The organism is Micromonospora sp. NPDC018662, from assembly GCF_044391475.1.
In the GTDB taxonomy this organism is placed as follows: domain Bacteria; phylum Actinomycetota; class Actinomycetes; order Mycobacteriales; family Micromonosporaceae; genus Micromonospora.
In genome coordinates, this window is record NZ_JBISAC010000004.1 from 377,812 (window position 1) to 396,582 (window position 18,771).

15 protein-coding genes are annotated in these 18,771 nt (G+C 73.2%); 9 read left to right on the top strand and 6 right to left on the bottom strand.

Translation table 11 applies throughout. The annotated features are described in order from the left end of the window. Window positions 1-732, bottom strand: a complete 732-nt coding sequence (locus ACH495_RS15230) for a succinate dehydrogenase cytochrome b subunit (protein WP_396858575.1) — start codon at window positions 730-732, stop codon at window positions 1-3. 35 nt (window positions 733-767) lie between these two features. Here ACH495_RS15230 and ACH495_RS15235 point away from each other — a divergent pair, with 35 nt between their 5' ends. Further along, window positions 768-1,700, top strand: a complete 933-nt coding sequence (locus tag ACH495_RS15235; protein ID WP_396858335.1) for a LysR family transcriptional regulator — start codon at window positions 768-770, stop codon at window positions 1,698-1,700. Here the strand turns inward: ACH495_RS15235 and ACH495_RS15240 are convergent. Beyond that, window positions 1,697-2,275 (bottom strand): TetR/AcrR family transcriptional regulator, encoded by a 579-nt coding sequence (locus tag ACH495_RS15240; RefSeq protein WP_396858336.1) that lies wholly within the window; start codon window positions 2,273-2,275, stop codon window positions 1,697-1,699. The two genes, ACH495_RS15235 and ACH495_RS15240, sit on opposite strands and share 4 nt — an antisense overlap. A gap of 67 nt (window positions 2,276-2,342) precedes the next feature. Between ACH495_RS15240 and ACH495_RS15245 the strand changes: the two genes are divergently transcribed. Next, window positions 2,343-2,834: an FBP domain-containing protein gene (locus ACH495_RS15245; RefSeq protein ID WP_396858337.1), complete on the top strand. Its 492-nt coding sequence runs from the start codon at window positions 2,343-2,345 to the stop codon at window positions 2,832-2,834. Between the two features lie 134 nt (window positions 2,835-2,968). Here ACH495_RS15245 and hrpA read toward each other — a convergent pair whose 3' ends face one another. Continuing rightward, window positions 2,969-6,964 carry an ATP-dependent RNA helicase HrpA gene (hrpA, locus tag ACH495_RS15250; protein ID WP_396858338.1) on the bottom strand — a complete coding sequence of 1,332 codons (3,996 nt, stop codon included), beginning with the start codon at window positions 6,962-6,964 and terminating at the stop codon, window positions 2,969-2,971. Window positions 6,965-7,093: 129 nt separating this feature from the next. Between hrpA and ACH495_RS15255 the strand changes: the two genes are divergently transcribed. Next, on the top strand, window positions 7,094-7,567 hold the full coding sequence (locus ACH495_RS15255; protein ID WP_396858339.1) for a cytidine deaminase family protein: 474 nt from the start codon (window positions 7,094-7,096) through the stop codon (window positions 7,565-7,567). Window positions 7,568-7,724: 157 nt separating this feature from the next. Here ACH495_RS15255 and ACH495_RS15260 read toward each other — a convergent pair whose 3' ends face one another. Beyond that, window positions 7,725-8,657 (bottom strand): MerR family transcriptional regulator, encoded by a 933-nt coding sequence (locus ACH495_RS15260; RefSeq protein ID WP_396858340.1) that lies wholly within the window; start codon window positions 8,655-8,657, stop codon window positions 7,725-7,727. A gap of 119 nt (window positions 8,658-8,776) precedes the next feature. Between ACH495_RS15260 and ACH495_RS15265 the strand changes: the two genes are divergently transcribed. The 4 genes from ACH495_RS15265 (at window position 8,777) to ACH495_RS15280 (ending at window position 12,810) form a co-directional block, all read left to right on the top strand. After that, window positions 8,777-9,823 (top strand): FecCD family ABC transporter permease, encoded by a 1,047-nt coding sequence (locus ACH495_RS15265; protein WP_396858341.1) that lies wholly within the window; start codon window positions 8,777-8,779, stop codon window positions 9,821-9,823. An 80-nt stretch (window positions 9,824-9,903) separates the two neighbouring features. After that, window positions 9,904-10,959 (top strand): FecCD family ABC transporter permease, encoded by a 1,056-nt coding sequence (locus ACH495_RS15270; RefSeq protein WP_396858342.1) that lies wholly within the window; start codon window positions 9,904-9,906, stop codon window positions 10,957-10,959. After that, window positions 10,956-11,828, top strand: a complete 873-nt coding sequence (locus ACH495_RS15275; RefSeq protein ID WP_396858343.1) for an ABC transporter ATP-binding protein — start codon at window positions 10,956-10,958, stop codon at window positions 11,826-11,828. Before ACH495_RS15270 ends, ACH495_RS15275 begins: the two co-directional genes overlap by 4 nt. A 37-nt stretch (window positions 11,829-11,865) precedes the next feature. Next, entirely contained in the window at window positions 11,866-12,810 is a 945-nt protein-coding gene (locus ACH495_RS15280; RefSeq protein WP_396858344.1) for an ABC transporter substrate-binding protein, read from the top strand. A gap of 101 nt (window positions 12,811-12,911) precedes the next feature. Here ACH495_RS15280 and ACH495_RS15285 read toward each other — a convergent pair whose 3' ends face one another. Further along, window positions 12,912-13,808: an endonuclease domain-containing protein gene (locus ACH495_RS15285; RefSeq protein WP_396858345.1), complete on the bottom strand. Its 897-nt coding sequence runs from the start codon at window positions 13,806-13,808 to the stop codon at window positions 12,912-12,914. 175 nt (window positions 13,809-13,983) lie between these two features. Further along, window positions 13,984-14,631: a hypothetical protein gene (locus tag ACH495_RS15290; RefSeq protein WP_396858346.1), complete on the bottom strand. Its 648-nt coding sequence runs from the start codon at window positions 14,629-14,631 to the stop codon at window positions 13,984-13,986. 209 nt (window positions 14,632-14,840) lie between these two features. On the opposite strand from ACH495_RS15290, the gene ACH495_RS15295 reads away from it, so the two are divergent. Together ACH495_RS15295 and ACH495_RS15300 are read left to right on the top strand one after the other, a co-directional pair. Further along, window positions 14,841-15,083: an ABC transporter permease gene (locus ACH495_RS15295; RefSeq protein ID WP_396858347.1), complete on the top strand. Its 243-nt coding sequence runs from the start codon at window positions 14,841-14,843 to the stop codon at window positions 15,081-15,083. 70 nt (window positions 15,084-15,153) lie between these two features. Beyond that, window positions 15,154-18,771 (top strand): FG-GAP-like repeat-containing protein (locus ACH495_RS15300; protein WP_396858348.1); only part of this gene is annotated, 3,618 nt, incomplete at its 3' end.

An 18,771-nucleotide genomic window follows, 5' to 3' on the forward strand; every position in this document is an offset into this window, starting at 1 on the left:
TCAGGCCACCAATCCGGTGAGTACGGCGAACGGGACCACCAGGTAGCCGGCGCAGAGCACGACGGCGAAGACGAGCGCGACCGCGCGGGCCCGGCGCTCACCCCGCGGCGTCTGCTGGCCGAGGCTGCGGAACGCGCTGAACGCGCCGTGCCGCAGGTGGAAGCCGAGGGTCACGATGGCGAGCGTGTAGAAGAGGGTGACGTACCAGCGCTCCGGGGCGAAGTCGGCGACCACGTTGCCGTAGGGGTTGGCCGGGTCGCCCTGCGGGTTCAGGTGACCGGTGGTCAGGTCCAGGATGTGGTAGATCACGAAGAGCAGGATGATCACCCCACCCCAGCGCATGGTGCGGGCCGCGTAGTTCACGTGGATCTTCCGGCGGTGCGCGTACGCCACCGGGCGAGCGGCCCGGGCGCGCATCGCCAGCACGGTGGCCGCGCCGATGTGGGCCAGCACCGCCACGGTGAGGATCGTGCGCTGGATCCACAGGTACCAGGTGGTCGGCAGCAGCGGCGTGCCGAGGTCCCGCAGCCAGTGCGCGTAGTGGTCGAACGACGTCTCGCCCGTGAAGATCTTCAGGTTCCCGAGCATGTGCACGATCAGGAACAGCACCAGGAGGATGCCCGTCACCGCCATGACGGCCTTCAGGCCGACGTTGGAACGGATGGGCGACCGAGTTTTCGTGATTACCACACGACCGACGCTAGGAGCAGTTCGATCAGGCGTCCAATGCATCAAAATCGCAGTCTTGATAGCCATAAGCTATGTAGATGCAGCTCCATCAGCTCCGGTACTTCGTCGCGGTCGCAGAAGTACGACATTTCACCCAAGCGGCCGATGTCGTCGGCATAACGCAGCCCTCGTTGAGTAAGCAAATTCACGCCCTGGAGGCCGACCTCGGGGCGCCGCTCTTCGAGCGGGTAAGGGGCAACATCACGCTCACCACGGCCGGCGAGGTGCTGCTGCCGCTGGCCAAGCGGATCCTCGCCGACGTGGACACCGCGACCCGCGAGGTCCAGGAGCTGGTCGGGCTGCGCCGGGGTCGCGTCCGGCTCGGGGCCACGCCCAGCCTGGCCACCTCGCTGGCGCCGCCGGTGCTGCGCCGGTTCCGCGACGCCCACCCCACCGTCGACCTGCGCGTCGAGGAGGGCGGCTCCCAGGATCTCGTCCGCGACCTGCTCCGCGGTGACCTCGACCTGGCGCTGGTCATCATGCCGTCGGGCGGCGCCGATCCGGGGCTGCGCGTCGACCCGATCCTGCGGGAGAGCCTGGTGGTCGCCTCGGTCGACCCGCTGCCGGGCGTCTCGGCCGGCGGCGAGCTGCGCATCACCGACCTGCGCGACCAACCGCTGGTCATGTTCCGCGAGGGCTACGACCTGCGCGACGCCACGCTCCAGGCCTGCCGGGCGGCCGGCTTCGAGCCGACCCTGTCGGTGGACGGCGGCGAGATGGACGCCGTGCTCAGCTTCGTCGAGGCCGGGCTCGGCGTCGCGCTGGTCCCCGGCATCGTGGTGGCCCGCCGGCCCGGCATCCGGGTCACCCGGCTCGCGCCGCCCGGCGTCCGACGCACCATCGCGGTCGCCCGTCGCCGCGACGTGGTGCCCACCCACGCCGGCCGCGAGCTGCGCCGCATCCTCCTGGAGTACGTCCACGACGCGACCGCCGCCGACCAGCTCCCGGCCGGGGTGGAGCCGCTGGCCTAGGTGGCGTCGGCCGCGGGCCAGTTGCGCAACAGGGCGTCGACGGCGTCCAGCACCCGTTCCCAGCTCTCCGGCGGAGCGGGGTCGCTGTGGTCGAAGCCGCCCCCCAGCTCCAGCCCGACGAAGCCCTGGAAGACGCTGCCGAGCAGGCGGACGGCGTGCGTCTGGTCCGGCTCGGTCAGGTGGTAGCCGCGCAGGATCGCGCGCGTCATCTGGGCGTGCCGGACGCCGGCGCTGCCGGCCGCGGTCTGCGGATCGAGCCGCAACTGGGCCGCGGCCCAGCGGCCCGGGTGACGGTGGGCGTAGTCGCGGTAGACGTTCGCGAAGGCGGTCAGCGCCTCCTTGCCGGCCCGCCCGGCGAGCGCGTCGGCGGCCTGGTCGGCGAGTTCGCCCAGGGCGAGCACGGCGATCCCGGTCCGCAGGTCGTGGGAGTTGCGAACGTGCGAGTACAGGCTGGCGACCGTGACGCTGAACCGCCTGGCCAGGGCCGAGACGGTGACCTGGTCGAAGCCGACCTCGTCGGCGAGCTCCGCCCCGGCCCGGATCAGGCGTTCCCGGTTCAGTCCCGCACGTGCCATGAGTCCCCTCTCACCAAGGCCCATTATGCCTTTGCCTAATACCTTTAGGCAAACTACCCTCGGTTTTATGCAACCCTTGACCGAACCCGAGATCCGCGCCGCCTTCGTGAACTGCACCAAGGGCGAGGCGAAGCGGATGCACGTCCCGCGTGACCTCGGCACCCGCCCCTGGGACGACCTCGACTACCTCGGCTGGCGAGATCCGCAGGCGCTCGACCGCGCCTACCTCGTCACCGTCCTGGACGGCCGCCCGACCGGCCTGGCCCTGCGCCGCCCCAGCCCCGGACCCGGGCTGCGCCGCCGCAACATGTGCTCGGTGTGCCTGACCAACCCGGCCGGCGGCGTCAGCCTGATGGTCGCGCGCAAGGCGGGCAAGGCCGGCCAGCAGGGCAACTCGGTCGGCATCTACCTCTGCGACGACCTCGCCTGCTCCCTCTATGTCAGGGGCCGCAAGGACGCCGGCCCCGGCGCCCGCCTCCCCGAGTCGCTGACCCTGGACGAGAAGATCGAGCGGACCCTCGCGCACCTCACCGCCTTCGTGGCCCGGGTCACCGCCTGACCCCCCACCCCCCTGTCCCGCGTCGATCTTGCGCTTGCTGCCCCGACAAACAGTGCGAATGCCCCGGATAGGGGGCACCAAGAGCAAGATCGACGAGGTGGGGCGGGGCAGGGAGGGGAGGGAGGGAGGAGGGGTCAGCGGGACTCGGCGTCGTCCATGGCGCGGTAGATGCGCTGCTCGGAGACGGGGTAGGGGGTGCCTAGGGCCTGGGCGAACACGTTGACCCGCAGCTCCTCGATCATCCAGCGGATCTGGCGGGCCGCCGTCGACTGCCGCTTCGCCACGGGCAGCGCGGCGAGCATGTCCTGGTACTCCTTCTGCACCACGGCGATGCGGTCCTGCTGCTGCTTGTCCCGCTGCGGGTTGCCGGGCAGCCGGTCCAGCCGGCGCTCGATCGCGGTCAGGTAGCGCAGCAGGTCGGGCAGGCGGGCGTAGCCGGCCTCGGTGAGGAAACCGGCGTGCACCAGGCCGGTGAGCTGGGCGCGGATGTCGGCGAGCGCGGCCACCACGGCCAGGTTCCGGGTCGCGCCGAGCCGCTGCTCCACCGCGTACCCGGCGGCCAGCACCTGCCGGGCCCGGGCCATCACCTCGACCACGGTGTCGACCAGGTCGGCGCGGACCCGCTCGCGCAGCGCGGCGAAGCCGTCGGCGTCCCAGGCCGGGCCGCCCGCGTCCGCCATCAGCTTGTCGATGGCGGCGCCGGTGGCGTCCTCGATCAGCGCCGGCACCCCGCCGTGCGGGTTGCGGGACAGCGCCAGCTTCGCCTCGTTGCTCAGCCGGCCCTGGAGGAACCGCGCCGGCGACGGCAGCGTCAGCCGCAGCAGCCGGCGGGTGCCGGCCCAGTGCGCGGCCTCCTGCTCGCCGGCGGAGTCGAACACCTTCACCCCGACGGTAGTGCCCTCGTCCACCAGCGCCGGGTAGGCGGTCACCGCGAAACCGGCGCGTACCTGCTCGATGGTGCGGGGCAGGCTGCCGATCGACCACTCGGTGAGCCCGCTGCGGGCCACGTCCGGCGCGGCGGCGGCGACGACCTGGCGTACCTCCTGGCGGAGCCGGCGTTGCAGCGCCGGCAGGTCCTTGCCCTCGGCGACCGGCTTGTCGTCGTCGCCGAGCACCCGGAACGTGACCCGCAGGTGCGGCGGTAGCTTGCCCACGTCCCACGCGTCCGGCGGCACGGTCACCCCGGTCATCCGGCGTAGCTGCCGGGTCAGCGCGGCCAGCAGCGGCTCCTCGCCGGGCGTGATGGCGGCCAGCGCCGCCCGCGCGTAGTCGGGCACCGGCACGAAGTTGCGCCGGACCGGCTTGGGCAGCGAGCGGATCAACGCGATCACCAGCTCCTCGCGCAGCCCCGGCACCTGCCAGTCGAAGCTCTCCGCGGGCACCTGGTTGAGCAGCGGCAGCGGGATGTCGACGGTGACGCCGTCGGTGGGCGCGGTCGGGTCGAACGTGTACGTCAGCGGCAGCGTGACGCCCTCGGCCCGCCACTCGTCCGGGTAGTCCTCCTCGTCCACGCCGCCGCGACCGGCGTTGACCAGCAGCTCGCGGGTGAACGTGAGCAGGTCCGGCTGCTCCCGGCGGGTCTTCTTCCACCAGGTGTCGAAGTGCCGGCCGGAGACGACGTCGGCGGGGATCCGCTGGTCGTAGAAGGCGAAGATGGTCTCGTCGTCGACCAGGATGTCGCGCCGCCGGGCCCGGTTCTCCAGCTCCTCGACCTCGGTCAGCAGCTTCTGGTTGTCCCGCCAGAACTGGTGGTGGGTCTGCCAGTCGCCCTCCACCAGCGCGTGCCGGATGAACAACTCCCGGCTCAGCGCCGGGTCGATCCGGCCGAAGGTGACCTTGCGGGAGGTGACCAGCGGAATGCCGTAGAGCGTGACCTTCTCGTAGGCCATCACCGCGGCCTGCTTCTTCTCCCAGTGCGGCTCGCTGTAGCTGCGCTTGACCAGGTGCTGGGCCAGCGGTTCGACCCACTCCGGCTCGACCCGCCCGGCGACCCGGCCGAAGAGCCGGGACGTCTCCACCAGCTCGGCGGCCATCACCCACCGCGGCGGCTTCTTGAACAGCGCCGAGCCGGGGAAGATCATGAACTTCGCGCCACGCGCGCCGAGGTATTCGTGCTTCTGCGCGTCCTTGAGCCCGAGGTGGGACAGCAGGCCAGGCAGCAGAGACTGGTGCACCTTCGGGGTGTCGATCTCCTCGGGCAGGTCCGCGCCGGCGCCGCGCCGGCCCTCACCCTTCTCCGAGGTACGCAGCACCTGGCGCACCTGGCTGACGATGTCCTGCCACTCGCGTACCCGCAGGTAGTTGAGGTGTTCGGCCTTGCACATCCGGCGGAACGCGCTGGAGGACAGTTCGCGCTGCTTCTCCCGCAGGTAGCGCCAGAGATTGAGGAACGCGACGAAATCCGACTCCTTGTCGGCGAACCGGGCGTGCGCCTGGTCGGCCTGGGCCTGCCGGTCGGCGGGGCGCTCGCGCGGGTCCTGGATGGAGAGCGCGGCGGCGATCACCACCACCTCGGTGGCGCAGCCGTTGCGCTCGCCCTCGATCACCATCCGGGCCAGCCGCGGGTCGACCGGGAGCTGGGCCAGCCGCCGGCCCAGCGGTGTCAGCCGCTTCGCCGGGTCGGTCTCGGTCGGGTCGAGCGCGCCCAGCTCGTGCAGCAGGTTGACGCCGTCGGCCACGTTGCGCCGGTCCGGCGGGTCGATGAACGGGAACGCGGCGACGTCGCCGAGCCCGATCGCGGTCATCTGGAGGATGACCGAGGCGAGGTTGGTGCGCAGGATCTCCGGGTCGGTGAACTCCGGACGGGAGTCGAAGTCCGACTCGTCGTAGAGGCGGATGCAGATGCCGTCGGAGGTGCGCCCGCAGCGCCCCTTGCGCTGGTTGGCGCTGGCCTGGGAGACCGGTTCGATCGGCAGCCGCTGCACCTTGAGCCGGCTGGAGTAGCGGGAGATCCGGGCGGTGCCCGGGTCCACCACGTACTTGATGCCGGGCACGGTCAGTGAGGTCTCCGCGACGTTGGTGGCGAGCACCACCCGGCGCCCGGCGTGCGGGGCGAAGACCCGGTGCTGTTCGGCGCTGGAGAGCCGGGCATAGAGCGGCAGGATCTCGGTGCCGAGCAGGGAACGCTTGTTCTGCACCAGCTTGCCGAGCGCGTCGGCGGTGTCCCGGATCTCCCGCTCGCCGCTGAGGAAGACCAGGATGTCGCCCGGCCCCTCGGCGGCCAGCTCCTCGACCGCGTCGCCGATGGCCTGGATCTGGTCCCGGACGTTCTCCTCGTCGGCCTCGTCCTCCGCGTCGGCCTCGGTGACCTCGACCAGCGGCCGGTAGCGCACCTCCACCGGGTAGGTGCGACCGGAGACCTCCACCACCGGCGCCGGGTTGCCGTCGGCGTCGGCGAAGTGCTTCGCGAACCGGTCGGTCTCGATGGTCGCCGAGGTGATGATCACCTTCAGGTCGGGTCGGCGGGGAAGGAGCTGCCGCAGGTAGCCGAGGATGAAGTCGATGTTGAGGCTGCGCTCGTGCGCCTCGTCGATGATCAACGTGTCGTACTGCCGGAGCATCCGGTCGGTCTGCAGCTCGGCCAGCAGGATGCCGTCGGTCATGAGCTTGACCAGGCTGTTCTCGCCCACCTGGTCGGAGAAGCGGACCTTGTAGCCGACCACGCCGCCCAGCTCGGTGCCGAGCTCCTCGGCGATCCGGTCGGCGACCGTCCGGGCGGCCAGCCGGCGGGGCTGGGTGTGCCCGATCAGGCCGGTGACGCCGCGCCCCAGCTCCAGGCAGATCTTGGGGAGCTGGGTGGTCTTGCCGGAGCCGGTCTCGCCGGCCACGATCACCACCTGGTGGTCGCGGATGGCGGCGGCGATGTCGTCCTTGCGCTCGCTGACCGGGAGCTGCGCCGGGTAGGTGATCGTCGGCACCGCGGCCCGCCGGGCCGCCAGGCGTGCCTCGGCCCGGGCCACCTCGGCCCCGATCTCGGCCAGCGCCGCCTCCCGCCGCTGCGGGTCCCGCAGCTTCCGTGCGCCGTCGAGCCGCCGCTGGAGCCGGCGCTGGTCGCGGAACATCAGGGGGCCGAGGCGGCGGTGCAGGTCGCGGGTGGTCTCTTGAGCGGCGGGTACGGCTGGATTCTGCATGTCGTCGCCAAGGATAGGCAGCCGCGCGCCGGACCGCTCCCGGGTTACCCGCGCGTGGGCGTGCCGTCCGGGTCGGCACCCCCGGCCCGGATAGGGTTGCCGCCGACGAGGGTCGACGAGGGGACGGGGATGATCATGCGGGACACCGACCGGGCGCTCGTGCAGGCCGCCACCGCCGTCGCCAAGCTCCGCTGCCGCAGCGACAACCACACCGTCGCGGCCGCCGTGCGCAGCGCCGACGGACGGGTGTTCAGCGGCGTGAACGTCTACCACTTCACCGGTGGCCCGTGCGCCGAGGTGGTGGCGCTCGGCGCCGCCGCCACCCAGGGCGCCGGCGAGCTGGAGACGATCGTCGCGGTGGGGGACCGGGGCCGGGGCGTCATTCCGCCGTGCGGGCGCTGCCGGCAGGTGCTGCTCGACTACTTTCCGTCGATCCGGGTGATCGTCGGGCCGCCGGAGGCGTTGCGCGCGGTCCGGGTGGCCGAGCTGCTGCCCGAGACGTACGTCTGGGCGGACCATCAGCTCGACGCGCCGGCCGCCCCGCGCACCGGGGTGTGGCCGCTGCCGGTGGTGCCCGGGAGCCGCCAGTCCGCGGAGGACTGAGTCCCGCGCTTGCGGGCTCTTTCCAACGTTGGAATACTCGGGTCCCGTCCTCAGGAGGCCCGATGACTCCGCACCCCGCGCCCGACGACGAGACCCCGGTCGAGGCGCTCGGCGACCTGTACCGCGACGGCATTGGGCGCGGAGTAGGCCCGCCGCGTCAGCCACCGCCCGCTCGGGCGCGCAGTGCCCGGATCGCCCAGTCCAGCACCGGCGCCAGGCTCTCGGCCGGCGGCCACCCGTTCACCACCGAGAGCAGGTGCTCGTACCGCTCCCGCCGGGGGTCGTGGGCGGCCTCCAGCCGGTCCAGCAGCCGCCGCCGCAGGTCCGCGTCGTCCGGCCGGCCGCAGAGCCGGGCGTAGCGGGCCGTCGCCCGGTCGAGGGTCGCGTCGGCCCGGGGCGAGACCGGGTCCACGCCCGCGGCCAGCGCCGGGGCCGCCTCCTCCCGGACCACGGTGACCGCGTCCCGGCGTACGCCCTCGACGCCCTCGCGGTCGGTCGCGTGCAACTCGGCCAGCCGGCGCAGGGCGGCCCGGAAGCCCGGGTCCAGCGCCAGCTCGGCCAGCTCCACCCAGGCTTCCAGCCGGGCGTCGTCCGCGTCGGCCGGCAGTTCCGGGGTGAGCGAGCGGCGGACCCCCACGAAACCGGGATCGGTCAGGCCGGTGAAGGTGGCGTCGAGGAACTCGTCGACGAGCCGCCGGCGCTCCCGCTCGGCCAGCCCGGCCAGCCGATGCAGCAGGTCGGCCTGGGCCGCTGTGGACCCGCGCCGGGCGATCATGGTCAGCACCGCGCGACGCGACCGCAGCACCCGGATCTGGGCGGCCAGGGCCTCCGCGTGCGTGGCGGCGGCCTCGGGCAGGGTGACCTCCAGGGCCACCACCCGGCGCACCGTGGCCAGGTCGACGCCCAGCTCGCGCAGCGTCCGCACCAGGTCGATCCGGGCCGCCGCCTCGGGACCGTAGCGGCGGTGACCGGTCGGGCCCCGGTCGGTCGCCGGCACGATCCCCCGGTCGGACCAGAACCGGATGGTCTTCACCGGCACGCCGGTCCGCCGGGCCAGGTCGCCGATCGAGTAGCGCTCTCCACCGTCCATGTCGCCCACCCTGCCGCCTCCCCCCGGTGGAGGCGCAAGCCCATCGACAACGCCGAGTTAGGTGTGCCTTACCTGGTCAGTTAAGGTAAGGCGTACCTAATCGGAAGGCGAACACCCCCGTGACCACCGTCGCCGTCCGGCCCGCCCGGGCCGACGCCCCCGCCCGCCCCGGCGCGCCCCGTCGCGTCGCGGTCACGCTGGCGGCGGCGCTCCTGCTGGTCGCCGCGCTGCTGGCCAGCCTGGCGCTCGGCAGCCGCCACCTGCCGGTCGACCAGGTGTGGCAGGCGCTGGTGGCCCCGGACGACGGCGACGCCACCACCGTGGTCCGCGAGCTGCGGGTGCCGCGTACCGCCCTCGGCCTGGTCGTCGGGCTCGCGCTGGCGCTGGCCGGGGTGCTGTTCCAGGCGGTCACCCGCAACCCGCTCGCCGAGCCGCGCATCCTCGGCGTCAGCGCCGGCGCGTCCCTCGGCGTGGTGCTGGCCATCGCCGTGTTCGGGGTGAGCACGCTGGCCGGGTACGTCTGGTTCGGCATCGCCGGCGCGCTGCTCGCCGGGCTGCTGGTGTTCGCCGTCGCCAACCGCACCCGCGACGGCGCCAGCCCGGTCACGCTCGCGCTGGTCGGCGCCGCGCTCGACGCCGGTCTCGGCGCGATCGTGTACGCGCTGCTCAGCATCGACGCCCGCACCTTCGAGGAGTACCGCTTCTGGGTGGTCGGCGGGCTCACCGGCCGGGACGTGGGCGTCGCCGGTCAGGTGCTCCCGTTCGTGCTCGCCGGCGTGCTGCTGGCCGCGCTGGCCGCCCGGGGCCTGGACGCGCTCGCCCTCGGCGACGACGTCGCCCGGGGACTGGGGCACCGGATCGCAGTGGTCCGGCTGGCCGCCGGCGGCGGGGGCGTGCTGCTCACCGGCGCCGCGGTGGCCGCCGCCGGCCCGATCGCGTTCGTCGGGCTGGCCGTGCCGCACCTGGCCCGGGCCCTGGTCGGCGCCGACCACCGCTGGACCCTGCTGGTAGCCGCGCTGCTCGGCCCCGCGCTGGTGCTGGCCGCCGACGTGACCGGCCGGCTGGTCGCCCCACCCGGCGAGATCCCCGCCGGCATCATCACCGCCCTCCTGGGCGCCCCCGTCCTGGCGATCCTGGTCCGCCGCGCCAAGGCGGTCACCACATGACCACCCCCCGCCCCCCTCTCCGCGATCTTGCAGTTGCTGCCTCGGCAAAGCAGACAAATGGCGCGTCAGAGGGGCTGCAAGTGCAAGATCGCCGAGGGCGGGGCGGGGCGCTGGCCGGGAAGGCGCTGCTGCGGGTGGGGCCGGTGGCGGTGCCGTTCCGGTGGCGGCCCATCGTCGTGGCGGGGGTGCTTCTGGTGCTGCTGCTGGCGGCGGTGGTGGTCAGCCTGTCGCTCGGGACTCCCTACGTGGCGCCGGGTGACGTGGTGCGGTCGCTGTCCGGGGCCGGCACGCCGTACGACCTCGTGGTGCGCGACCTGCGACTGCCCCGCGCGGTGCTCGCGGCGCTGGCCGGGGCGGCCTTCGGCGTGGCCGGCACGCTGATCCAGAGCGTGGCCCGCAACCCGCTGGCCAGCCCCGACGTCATCGGCGTCACGCAGGGTGCCGGACTGGCCGCCACGGTGGCGCTGACCAGTGGGGCGGCGGCGGTCCTGGTGGCCCCGGCCGCGCTGCTCGGCGGCCTGGCCGCGGCGGTGCTGGTGTTCGCGCTCGGCGCCCGGCACGGCCTGGCCGCCCAGCGGTTCGTGCTGGCCGGCGTGGCGGTGGCGTTCGCGTTCCGGGCGCTCATCGAGGTGGTGATGCTCACCGCCGACCCGATCGACGGCCTGCGCGCCCAGCTCTGGCTGATCGGCACGCTCGCCGGCAAGGGCTGGACCGAGGCCGGCTGGATCGCCGGCACACTCGTGGTGCTGCTGCCGGTGCTGATCTGGGCCGGCTGGGCGCTGCGCGGCTCCGCCCTGGACGACGACACCGCACGGGGGATCGGGCTGCGCCCGGTGGCCCGGCGGATCGGGCTGGCCGGCACCGGCGTGCTGGCCGCCGCCGCGGTCACCGCCCAGGTCGGCGCCGTCGACTTCGTGGCGCTGGTCGCGCCGCAGGTGGCCCGCCGGCTGGTCCGTGCGGAACGCCCGCCGATGCTCTGCGCCGCGCTGCTGGGCGCCCTGCTGCTGGTGCTCGCCGACCTGGCCGGCCGCCGGCTGTTCGCGCCCACCCAGTTGCCGGCCGGCGTGCTGACCGCGGCCATCGGCGGCCCGTACCTGATCTACGTGCTGCTGCGTACCCGAGGGAGGCGGTCGTGACCGCGCTGCTGTCCACCCGCGACCTGGTCGTCGGCTATGAGGGCCGGACCGTGCTGGACGGGCTGGAACTCGACCTGCCCGCCGACGCGTTCACCGTGATCGTCGGCCCGAACGCCTGCGGCAAGTCGACGCTGCTGCGCACCATGGCCCGGCTGCTCACCCCGCGTCGCGGCGCGGTGCTGCTCGACGGCGCGCAGATCCGCGACCTGCCCACCCGGGACGTGGCGCGGCGGCTCGGTGTGCTGCCGCAGAGCCCGCTGGTGCCCGAGGGGATCACCGTGGCCGACCTGGTCGGGCGCGGCCGGCAGCCCTACCAGCGCTGGTGGCGGCAGTGGTCGACCGAGGACGGCCGGGCCGTCGACGAGGCGATGCGGCTGGCCGACGTCACCACGCTGGCCGACCGCCCGGTGGACACGCTCTCCGGCGGGCAGCGCCAGCGGGTGTGGATCGCCATGACGCTCGCCCAGGACACCGACGCGCTGCTGCTGGACGAGCCCACCACGTTCCTCGACCTGGCCCACCAGGTGGAGGTGCTGGACCTGCTGCACCGGCTGCGCACCGAACGGGGCCGGACCGTGGTGGCCGTGCTGCACGACCTCAACCAGGCCGCCCGGTACGCCGACCACCTGGTCGCCATGCGCGACGGCGCGGTGGTGGCGGCCGGCCCGCCGCGCGAGATCCTCACCGCGGACCTGGTCCGCGACGTGTTCGGGCTCGACTGCGTGGTCGTGCCCTGCCCCGTCACCGGCGCTCCACTGGTGGTGCCCGCCCGCACCCAGACGTCGGCCGCTCCGGCCGCCGGCACCCCGACCTCGGCCGCTCCGGCCGGTACGCCGGCCCCGGCCGGCGCCCCCGTCGGCGACGCCTGAGCGTGCCGACCGCACCCGTACCACGGAAAGGAACCTGATGCGTCGCCTCGCCGCCGTACTCACCACCGCCCTCGCCCTCGGCGTCGGCCTCACCGCCTGCGGGGAGAGCGACCCGGTCGCCGACGCCGGCGCCGGGGAGACCCGGGAGATCACCCACGCGATGGGCGCCACCAAGGTGCCGGCCGCGCCGAAGCGCGTGGTGGTGCTCGACACCGACAAGATCGACACTGCGTTGTCGCTGGGCGTCACGCCGGTCGGCGCGGCGACCGCCGGCGAGGCGAAGAGCTGGCCCACCTACTTCGGCGCCGAGAAGCTCGCCGGCATCACCGAGGTCGGCGTGCTCACCGAGCCCGACCTGGAGGCGATCAACGCGCTCAAGCCGGACCTGATCCTGGGCAGCAAGTTCCGCCAGGAGAAGTTCTACGACGAGCTGTCCGCCATCGCGCCGACCGTGTTCACCGAGAAGGTGGGCATCACCTGGAAGGAGAACTTCCTCCTCGACGGCAAGGCGCTCGGCAAGGAGCAGGAGGCGAAGGACCTGCTGGCCACGTACGAGAAGCGGGCGAAGGACTTCGGCGCGAAGCTCGGCGACGCCTCCGCGCGGAAGATCTCCATCGTGCGCTTCATCCCGGGCAACATCCGGGTGTACGGGCCGGACTCGTTCTCCGGCATCGTGGTCGGTGACACCGGCCTGGGCCGCCCGGAGCGGCAGCGCCTGGAGGGCAAGGAGGACAAGCGCTTCGACCTGGTCAGCGCCGAGCGGGTCAACGAGGTCGACGGCGACGTGGTGTTCGTGACCGCGTACGGCGAGAAGGCCGCCGGTGAGCAGGCGAAGGTGACCGCCGGACGCCTCTGGCAGGGGCTGTCCGCGGTCAAGGCGGGCAAGGCGCACGTGGTCTCCGACGAGACGTGGATGACCGGCATCGGCGTCACCGCCGCCAACAAGATCCTCGACGACCTCGAAAAGTACCTAGCCGCCTAGCCCACCCCCCGCCCCCTTCTGGGGCGCGCTGATTCACGGAAAGAGTGGCTATCCGACGCTGGATGGCCACTCTTTCCGTGAATCAGCGCGGGTGGGTTCGGTCAGCGGGGACGGCGAGTGGTCAGGGCGGTGCGGATCTCGGTGAGGACGCCGTCGAAGTCCTCGGCCATGCGTTTCGCGGTGACGTGCAGGACGATCCAGTCGTCGCCCAGGATCTGATTCAGGCGGCGACGGTCGCGGTGGAACTGCTCGGCGTCATGGTGCCAGAGCCCGTCGTACTCGACAGCCACCTTGCGGTCCGGCCAGGCGAGATCGACCCTTGCCACGAACCGCCCGTGCCGCGAGATGACGTGTTGGGTCACCGGCCGGGGCAGGCCGGCGCGGACCAGCCGAACCCGCAGCCGGGACTCGGGTAACGACTCCGCGCCGCCGTCGACGAGCTGCAACGCCTCGGCGAACCGTCGGGTGCCCCGTTCCCCACCGCGTCGTCCCTGGTACGCCATCAGTTCGGCGTGATCGGTGGCGCCCCGACGAAGTAGCGCGTCGATGTGCGCCACCGCCTCCACGGCGTCCAGCCAGCGGGCGAGATCCCAGCAGGTGCGCACCGGTGTGGTGACCGGGGCCCGATCGACCCGGAGCACCTCCCCCTCCTGCCAGTTCGCGACGTGGATGCGGAGCCCGGCCACCGGTCCGAAGCGGGCCGACGGCTCCACCAGCACCTCGACGGGTTCGTCCGGACGGGGCTGTGGTCCGCCGAGCAGCGCGACCGCGGAACGGCCGGCGATGGCGCAGCCCGGTGGGAACAACCACGAGGCGGCCGCTCGGCAGCGCATGACGTGCGAGATCTCCACCCGCGCATCGGCGTAGACGTTGTGGAACACCTGCCGCCAGGCGCTGCTCCGGAGGTCGTTTCGAGTGAGCAGCCCACGATGAACCGCTTCCCGCGCGAAGAAGATCTTGCCGACCAGTTCGGCCGGCCGACGAGGATGACGAGCCACCCCCCAACCCTCCCGCTCCCCCCACCTTCCCCATAACCCCCTGTGGACAACCCCCGCCGGCACCCCGCTGATTCACGGAAAGAGTGGCCATCCGACGCCGGATAGCCACTCTTTCCGTGAATCAGCGCGCTCGGGACGGGGAGGGGGAGGGGGCGGGGGAGGGTGGGGGTGGGGGTCAGGCGGCGGTGGACCAGATGGCGCGGAAGGCGGCGGCCTCGCCGGCCAGCCACTGCTCGATCCGCTCGGACTTGGCGTCGGCCGGCATGCGGTGCGCCTCGCCTCGCCGCACGTCGACCAGCACCGGCTCGGCGTGCGGCAGCACGGCATCCATGTGCCGGGCCATCAGGTGCAGCGTGGCCAGCGTCGCCTCCTCGCTCGGCGGCGCCTCGTCGAAGTGCAGCCGGACCGCCTCGGCCCGGCCGTCGGCGAAGCGCACGCCGAACTGCGGGTTGATCTTCACGGGCAGATCGCCGAGCATCGCCAGCGCGTCCCGGGTCTGGGCCAGGTCGACGCCGGCCGGCTCGCCCAACGAGTGCAGCCAGCGGGTCGCGCCGGGCACGAGTGCCTCGTAGAGCGGGCGCCAGCGCGGCTTGACCAGGTCGACGACCTGGGCCAGGTGGGTGCCGCCGGTGTGGAACGCGACGTCGGCCTTGAGCGCCTTGACGAACTGCCCGTGCGGGTTGAAGCCGTGCCGGCTCGCCCGCTGGCGGCGCAGGCCGCCGACGAACGTCGCCTTGGTGGGGCCGGTGCGGTCGACGTAGCGGGTGAAGCCGAGAAGGGTGGCGTAGGGGGTGAGAGGGGCGGCTGAGGTGGGCGCAGTCACGAGCATCCTCCCAGGTCAAAAGCTCGTTTAGTACATACATTCTAATCGACGGGTGTGACATCGCCCAGCGTTCCGGACCGTCCCGGCGTGCGGATGGCGCACGTTCGCCGGCGGTGTCGGCCAGCCGACGGCGCCCCACCCGGCACCGGCCTACGCTGAGCGCCGTCACCCCCTCCGTGACCTGGACGGACGACGTCGAGGAGCGAGACATGAAGCCGCCGCACCGCAGGTTCCGCGCCCGGTTCTGGGTCGAACTCGTCGCCGCGTCGCTGTTCGGCGCGCTGTTCCTGGTGACGCTGTTCTGGAGGGACTGGCTCGAGGCGTTCGGCATCGAGCCCGACAACCACGACGGCACGGTCGAGTGGCTGCTGGTCGCCGGCCTGTTCGTGCTGTCCGCCGCGTGCGCCGTCTCCGCCCGCCTGGAGTGGCGCCGGACGGCACTCGCGCAGTAGGGCCCCGGGCCGGCGCTTCGGCCCATCACCAGCGCTGCCCCTGGAGGCCGCCGTGCCCACGATCGACGATGTGAGCCCCACCCGGGACAACACCCCACAGCGCAAGTCCGGGCAGTTCACCACCGGCCGGATGCTCTCGCTCGACAGCTCGGACGACGGCCGGCTGGTCTTCGCGGGGTCGTTCTCCAGCAACCTCTGGCGGTCCGAGGACGGCGGCGAGTCCTGGTCGCAGATCGCGCGCCCCGAGCCGGACGCCGGCCGGTTCGGCGTGCCGGGCGCGATCGGCGGCTACGGCGTCACCTCGATCGCCGTGGCGCCGGACGTCGCGCGCTGGTCGGTCGAGCGCACTCCCCGCCTGCTGGGCGTCATCTCCGCGGCCCCCGGCGCCGGCATCGTCGGCTTCGGCGAGACCGGTGTCTGGACGGCGACGAGTGGATCGGACGGGACGTTCGCCGCGCCGCGCCTGCTGGCCGCGGACTTCGGCGCGCAGGCCGGCGGCTGGCGGGTGGACCGGCATCCGCGGTTCCTGGCGGATGTGACGGGTGACGGTCGGGCGGACGTCGTGGGGTTCGGGGACGACGGGGTGTGGGTGGCGTTGAACAACGGCGACGGCACGTTCGCGCCGCCCCGCTTCGTGCTGGCCGATCTGGGCTACCACTCCGGTTGGCGGGTGGAGAAGCACGTCCGGGTGCTGGCGGACCTGACCGGGGACGGGAAGGCCGACATCGTGGCGTTCGGCGACGCCGGGGTGTACGTGGCGCTCAGCCAGGGGGACGGCTCGTTCGCGTTCACGCCGGTGCCGGCGGTGCCGGGCTTCGGGACGCAGGCCGGTGGTTGGCGGGTCGACCGGCATCCCCGCTTCGCGGTGGACGTGACCGGGGACGGGAAGGCGGACATCGTCGGGTTCGGCGACGACGGCGTGTGGGTGGCGGTGAACAACGGCGACGGCACGTTCGCGCCGCCCCGCTTCGTGCTGGCCGACCTGGGCTACCACTCCGGTTGGCGGGTGGAGAAGCATCCCCGGTTCCTGGCGGACCTGACCGGGGACGGAAAGGCCGACATCGTCGCCTTCGGCGACGCCGGTGTCTACACCGCCCGCAGCAACGGCGACGGCAGCTTCACGTTCCGCCCCACGCCCACGCTGGCCGACTTCGGCTACGCCGCCGGCGGCTGGCGGGTCGAGCGGCATCCCCGGCTCGTCGCGGACGTGACCACCACCGGGCACGCCGACCTGGTCGGCTTCGGCAACGCGGGCGTCCACCTCGCCCGCAACAACGGCGACGGCACGTTCCAGCCGCGGCAGCTCGTGGTCCAGGACTTCGGCTACGACCAGGGCTGGCGGGTGGAGAAGCATCCCCGGTTCCTGGTCGACGTGACCGGCGACGGTCGCGCCGACGTCGTCGGGTTCGGCGACGCCGGCGTCTACGTCAGCCTCGCCAACGGGACCGGTTTCGACCCGCCCCGCTTCGTGCTGCCCAACTTCGGCGCCGAGGCGACCGTCCTCGCCCTGGCGCAGAGCGACCGGGAGTCGCAGGACGCCGGCGTCTGGCGGTCGAGTGACCGGGGGGCCACCTGGGCCCGCGTGCACATGTTCCCCCGGGGCGCCGGCCAGGCGCGGCTACCCGGGGCCGGCCAGCTCGTCTGGGCGCCGGGCACCGCCAACCTGGTCTACGCCGCCGGCGGCAGCTCGCTGGCGGTCAGCACCGACGGTGGCGCCACGTTCGCCGACGTGCTGCGCCGGCCCGGTGGTGGACTCCAACCGGTGAACCACGTGGCGGTCGCCGAGACGCCCGCCGGCAGCCTCCGACCCCCGACCGTGTACGCGCTGACCGGCGGGCAGGTCTTCGTCTCCGTCGACGCCGGCCTGACCTGGGTTCGCGACGCCGGCCCGGTCCCCACCACCGTCGGTGGTGCGACGGGCCTGTCGAACGCCCCCAACGAGCGGGTCATGGTGGTGTCCCCGCGCTCGCCGCTGGAGGTGTTCGTCACCGGCAACGCCAACCTGGTGCCGCCCCAGCTCTGGCGCGGCGACTACGCGCAGTTCGCGCAGACCGGCGCGGCGCGGTGGACGCCGATGCCGCTGCCCACGCTGGGCAAGCAGTACAGCGGCAACGTGTTCGTCGCCGCCACCCGGCCCGGCCACGGCGAGGTGCTGTTCTACGGCCCGCAACGCGCCAAGGTGTTCGCGGCGCCGCTCGACCCGACCTCCGCCGCCGACTGGCAGGAACTCGACGACGGGCAGCACGCCCATGTGGACCTGCACGGCATCTTCCTCTCCGGCGACTTCGCGGCCACGTTCTCGAACGGCGCGTACCAGCCGACCGCCGGCACCGTCTGGATGGCGAGCGACGGCGGCATCTTCCGCAGCACCGACGGCGGCCGGCACTTCCACGCCGCCGGCAGCATCAGCACGCTCTCCGTGGTGAACGTCGCCGGTCTCGCGCTGCCCGGCCGGGGCCCGGTCATCTCGCTCAACACCGGTGACAACGACGGCTTCGCCTCACCCGACGGCGGGCGGACGTGGCGACCGCAGGACTACGGCGGCGGCGACAACGACTGCTCGTTCGCCGACCCGCTGCGACCGTCGCAGATGCTGGTCTTCACGCCACGGTGGAACACCGACGGCGAGTTCGCGGTCGGCGGCACCGGGCAGACACTGGCCGTGTACGGCGCGGACGCCGGGGAACTCCCGGACGTCACCAGCACGTCGCACCGGCAGATGATCCCCGGTCCGCCGCTGCGCCCCGGGTCGACGCTCTGGAACGCGACCAGCCCGTTCGTCATCCGCGGGTACCGCCCGATCGTGCCGGACCTGCCCGGCGAGGACCCGCAGCCCGACGACCACGTCTTCGTCCGCTTCTTCGGCAACTTCTCCTCACCGGATCTGGGTTCGTTCCCGAACAACCTGGCCGTGCTGCTGCGCGTCCGGAACCTCCGCGGCGTCACGAAGCGCACGGACTGGGACACGCCCGGCGGCTGGCGGGTGGACCGGCACCCACGCCTGCTCGCGGACCTGACCGCGGACGGCCACGCGGACATCGTCGGCTTCGGCGACGCGGGCGTCTGGACGGCGTTGAGCACGTCCGGCGGCTCGTTCGCCGATCCGCGGTTCGTGCTGGCGGACCTGGGCTACGACTCGGGTTGGCGGGTGGACCGGCACGTCAGACTGCTCGCGGATCTGACCGGTGACGGCCGGGCCGACATCGTGGCGTTCGGCGACGCCGGTGTCTACACCGCGCTGAGCAACGGTGACGGCACGTTCGCGTTCACGCCGGTGCCGGCGGTGGCGGGGTTCGGGGCGCAGGCGGGTGGGTGGCGGGTGGACCGGCATCCGCGGTTCGCGGTGGACGTGACCGGTGACGGTCGGGCGGACATCGTGGGGTTCGGCGACGACGGGGTGTGGGTGGCGTTGAACCACGGTGACGGCACGTTCGCCGAGCCGCGGTTCGTGCTGGCGGATCTGGGGTTCAACTCGGGTTGGCGGGTGGACCGGCACGTGCGGGTGCTCGCGGATCTGACCGGTGACGGCCGGGCCGACATCGTGGCGTTCGGGGACGCCGGGGTGTACGTGGCGCTGAGTCAGGGCGACGGGTCGTTCGCGTTCACGCCGGTGCCGGCGGTGGCGGGGTTCGGGGCGCAGGCGGGTGGGTGGCGGGTGGACCGGCATCCGCGGTTCGCGGTGGACGTG

Coding starts and splice junctions, on each gene's coding strand:
- ACH495_RS15230 (WP_396858575.1), bottom strand. CDS start 732: ATGCATTGGACGCCTGATCGAACTGCTCCTAGCGTCGGTCGTGTGGTA.
- ACH495_RS15295 (WP_396858347.1), top strand. CDS start 14,841: ATGAAGCCGCCGCACCGCAGGTTCCGCGCCCGGTTCTGGGTCGAACTC.
- hrpA (WP_396858338.1), bottom strand. CDS start 6,964: ATGCAGAATCCAGCCGTACCCGCCGCTCAAGAGACCACCCGCGACCTG.
- ACH495_RS15245 (WP_396858337.1), top strand. CDS start 2,343: ATGCAACCCTTGACCGAACCCGAGATCCGCGCCGCCTTCGTGAACTGC.
- ACH495_RS15240 (WP_396858336.1), bottom strand. CDS start 2,275: ATGGCACGTGCGGGACTGAACCGGGAACGCCTGATCCGGGCCGGGGCG.
- ACH495_RS15260 (WP_396858340.1), bottom strand. CDS start 8,657: ATGGACGGTGGAGAGCGCTACTCGATCGGCGACCTGGCCCGGCGGACC.
- ACH495_RS15255 (WP_396858339.1), top strand. CDS start 7,094: ATGATCATGCGGGACACCGACCGGGCGCTCGTGCAGGCCGCCACCGCC.
- ACH495_RS15235 (WP_396858335.1), top strand. CDS start 768: ATGCAGCTCCATCAGCTCCGGTACTTCGTCGCGGTCGCAGAAGTACGA.
- ACH495_RS15280 (WP_396858344.1), top strand. CDS start 11,866: ATGCGTCGCCTCGCCGCCGTACTCACCACCGCCCTCGCCCTCGGCGTC.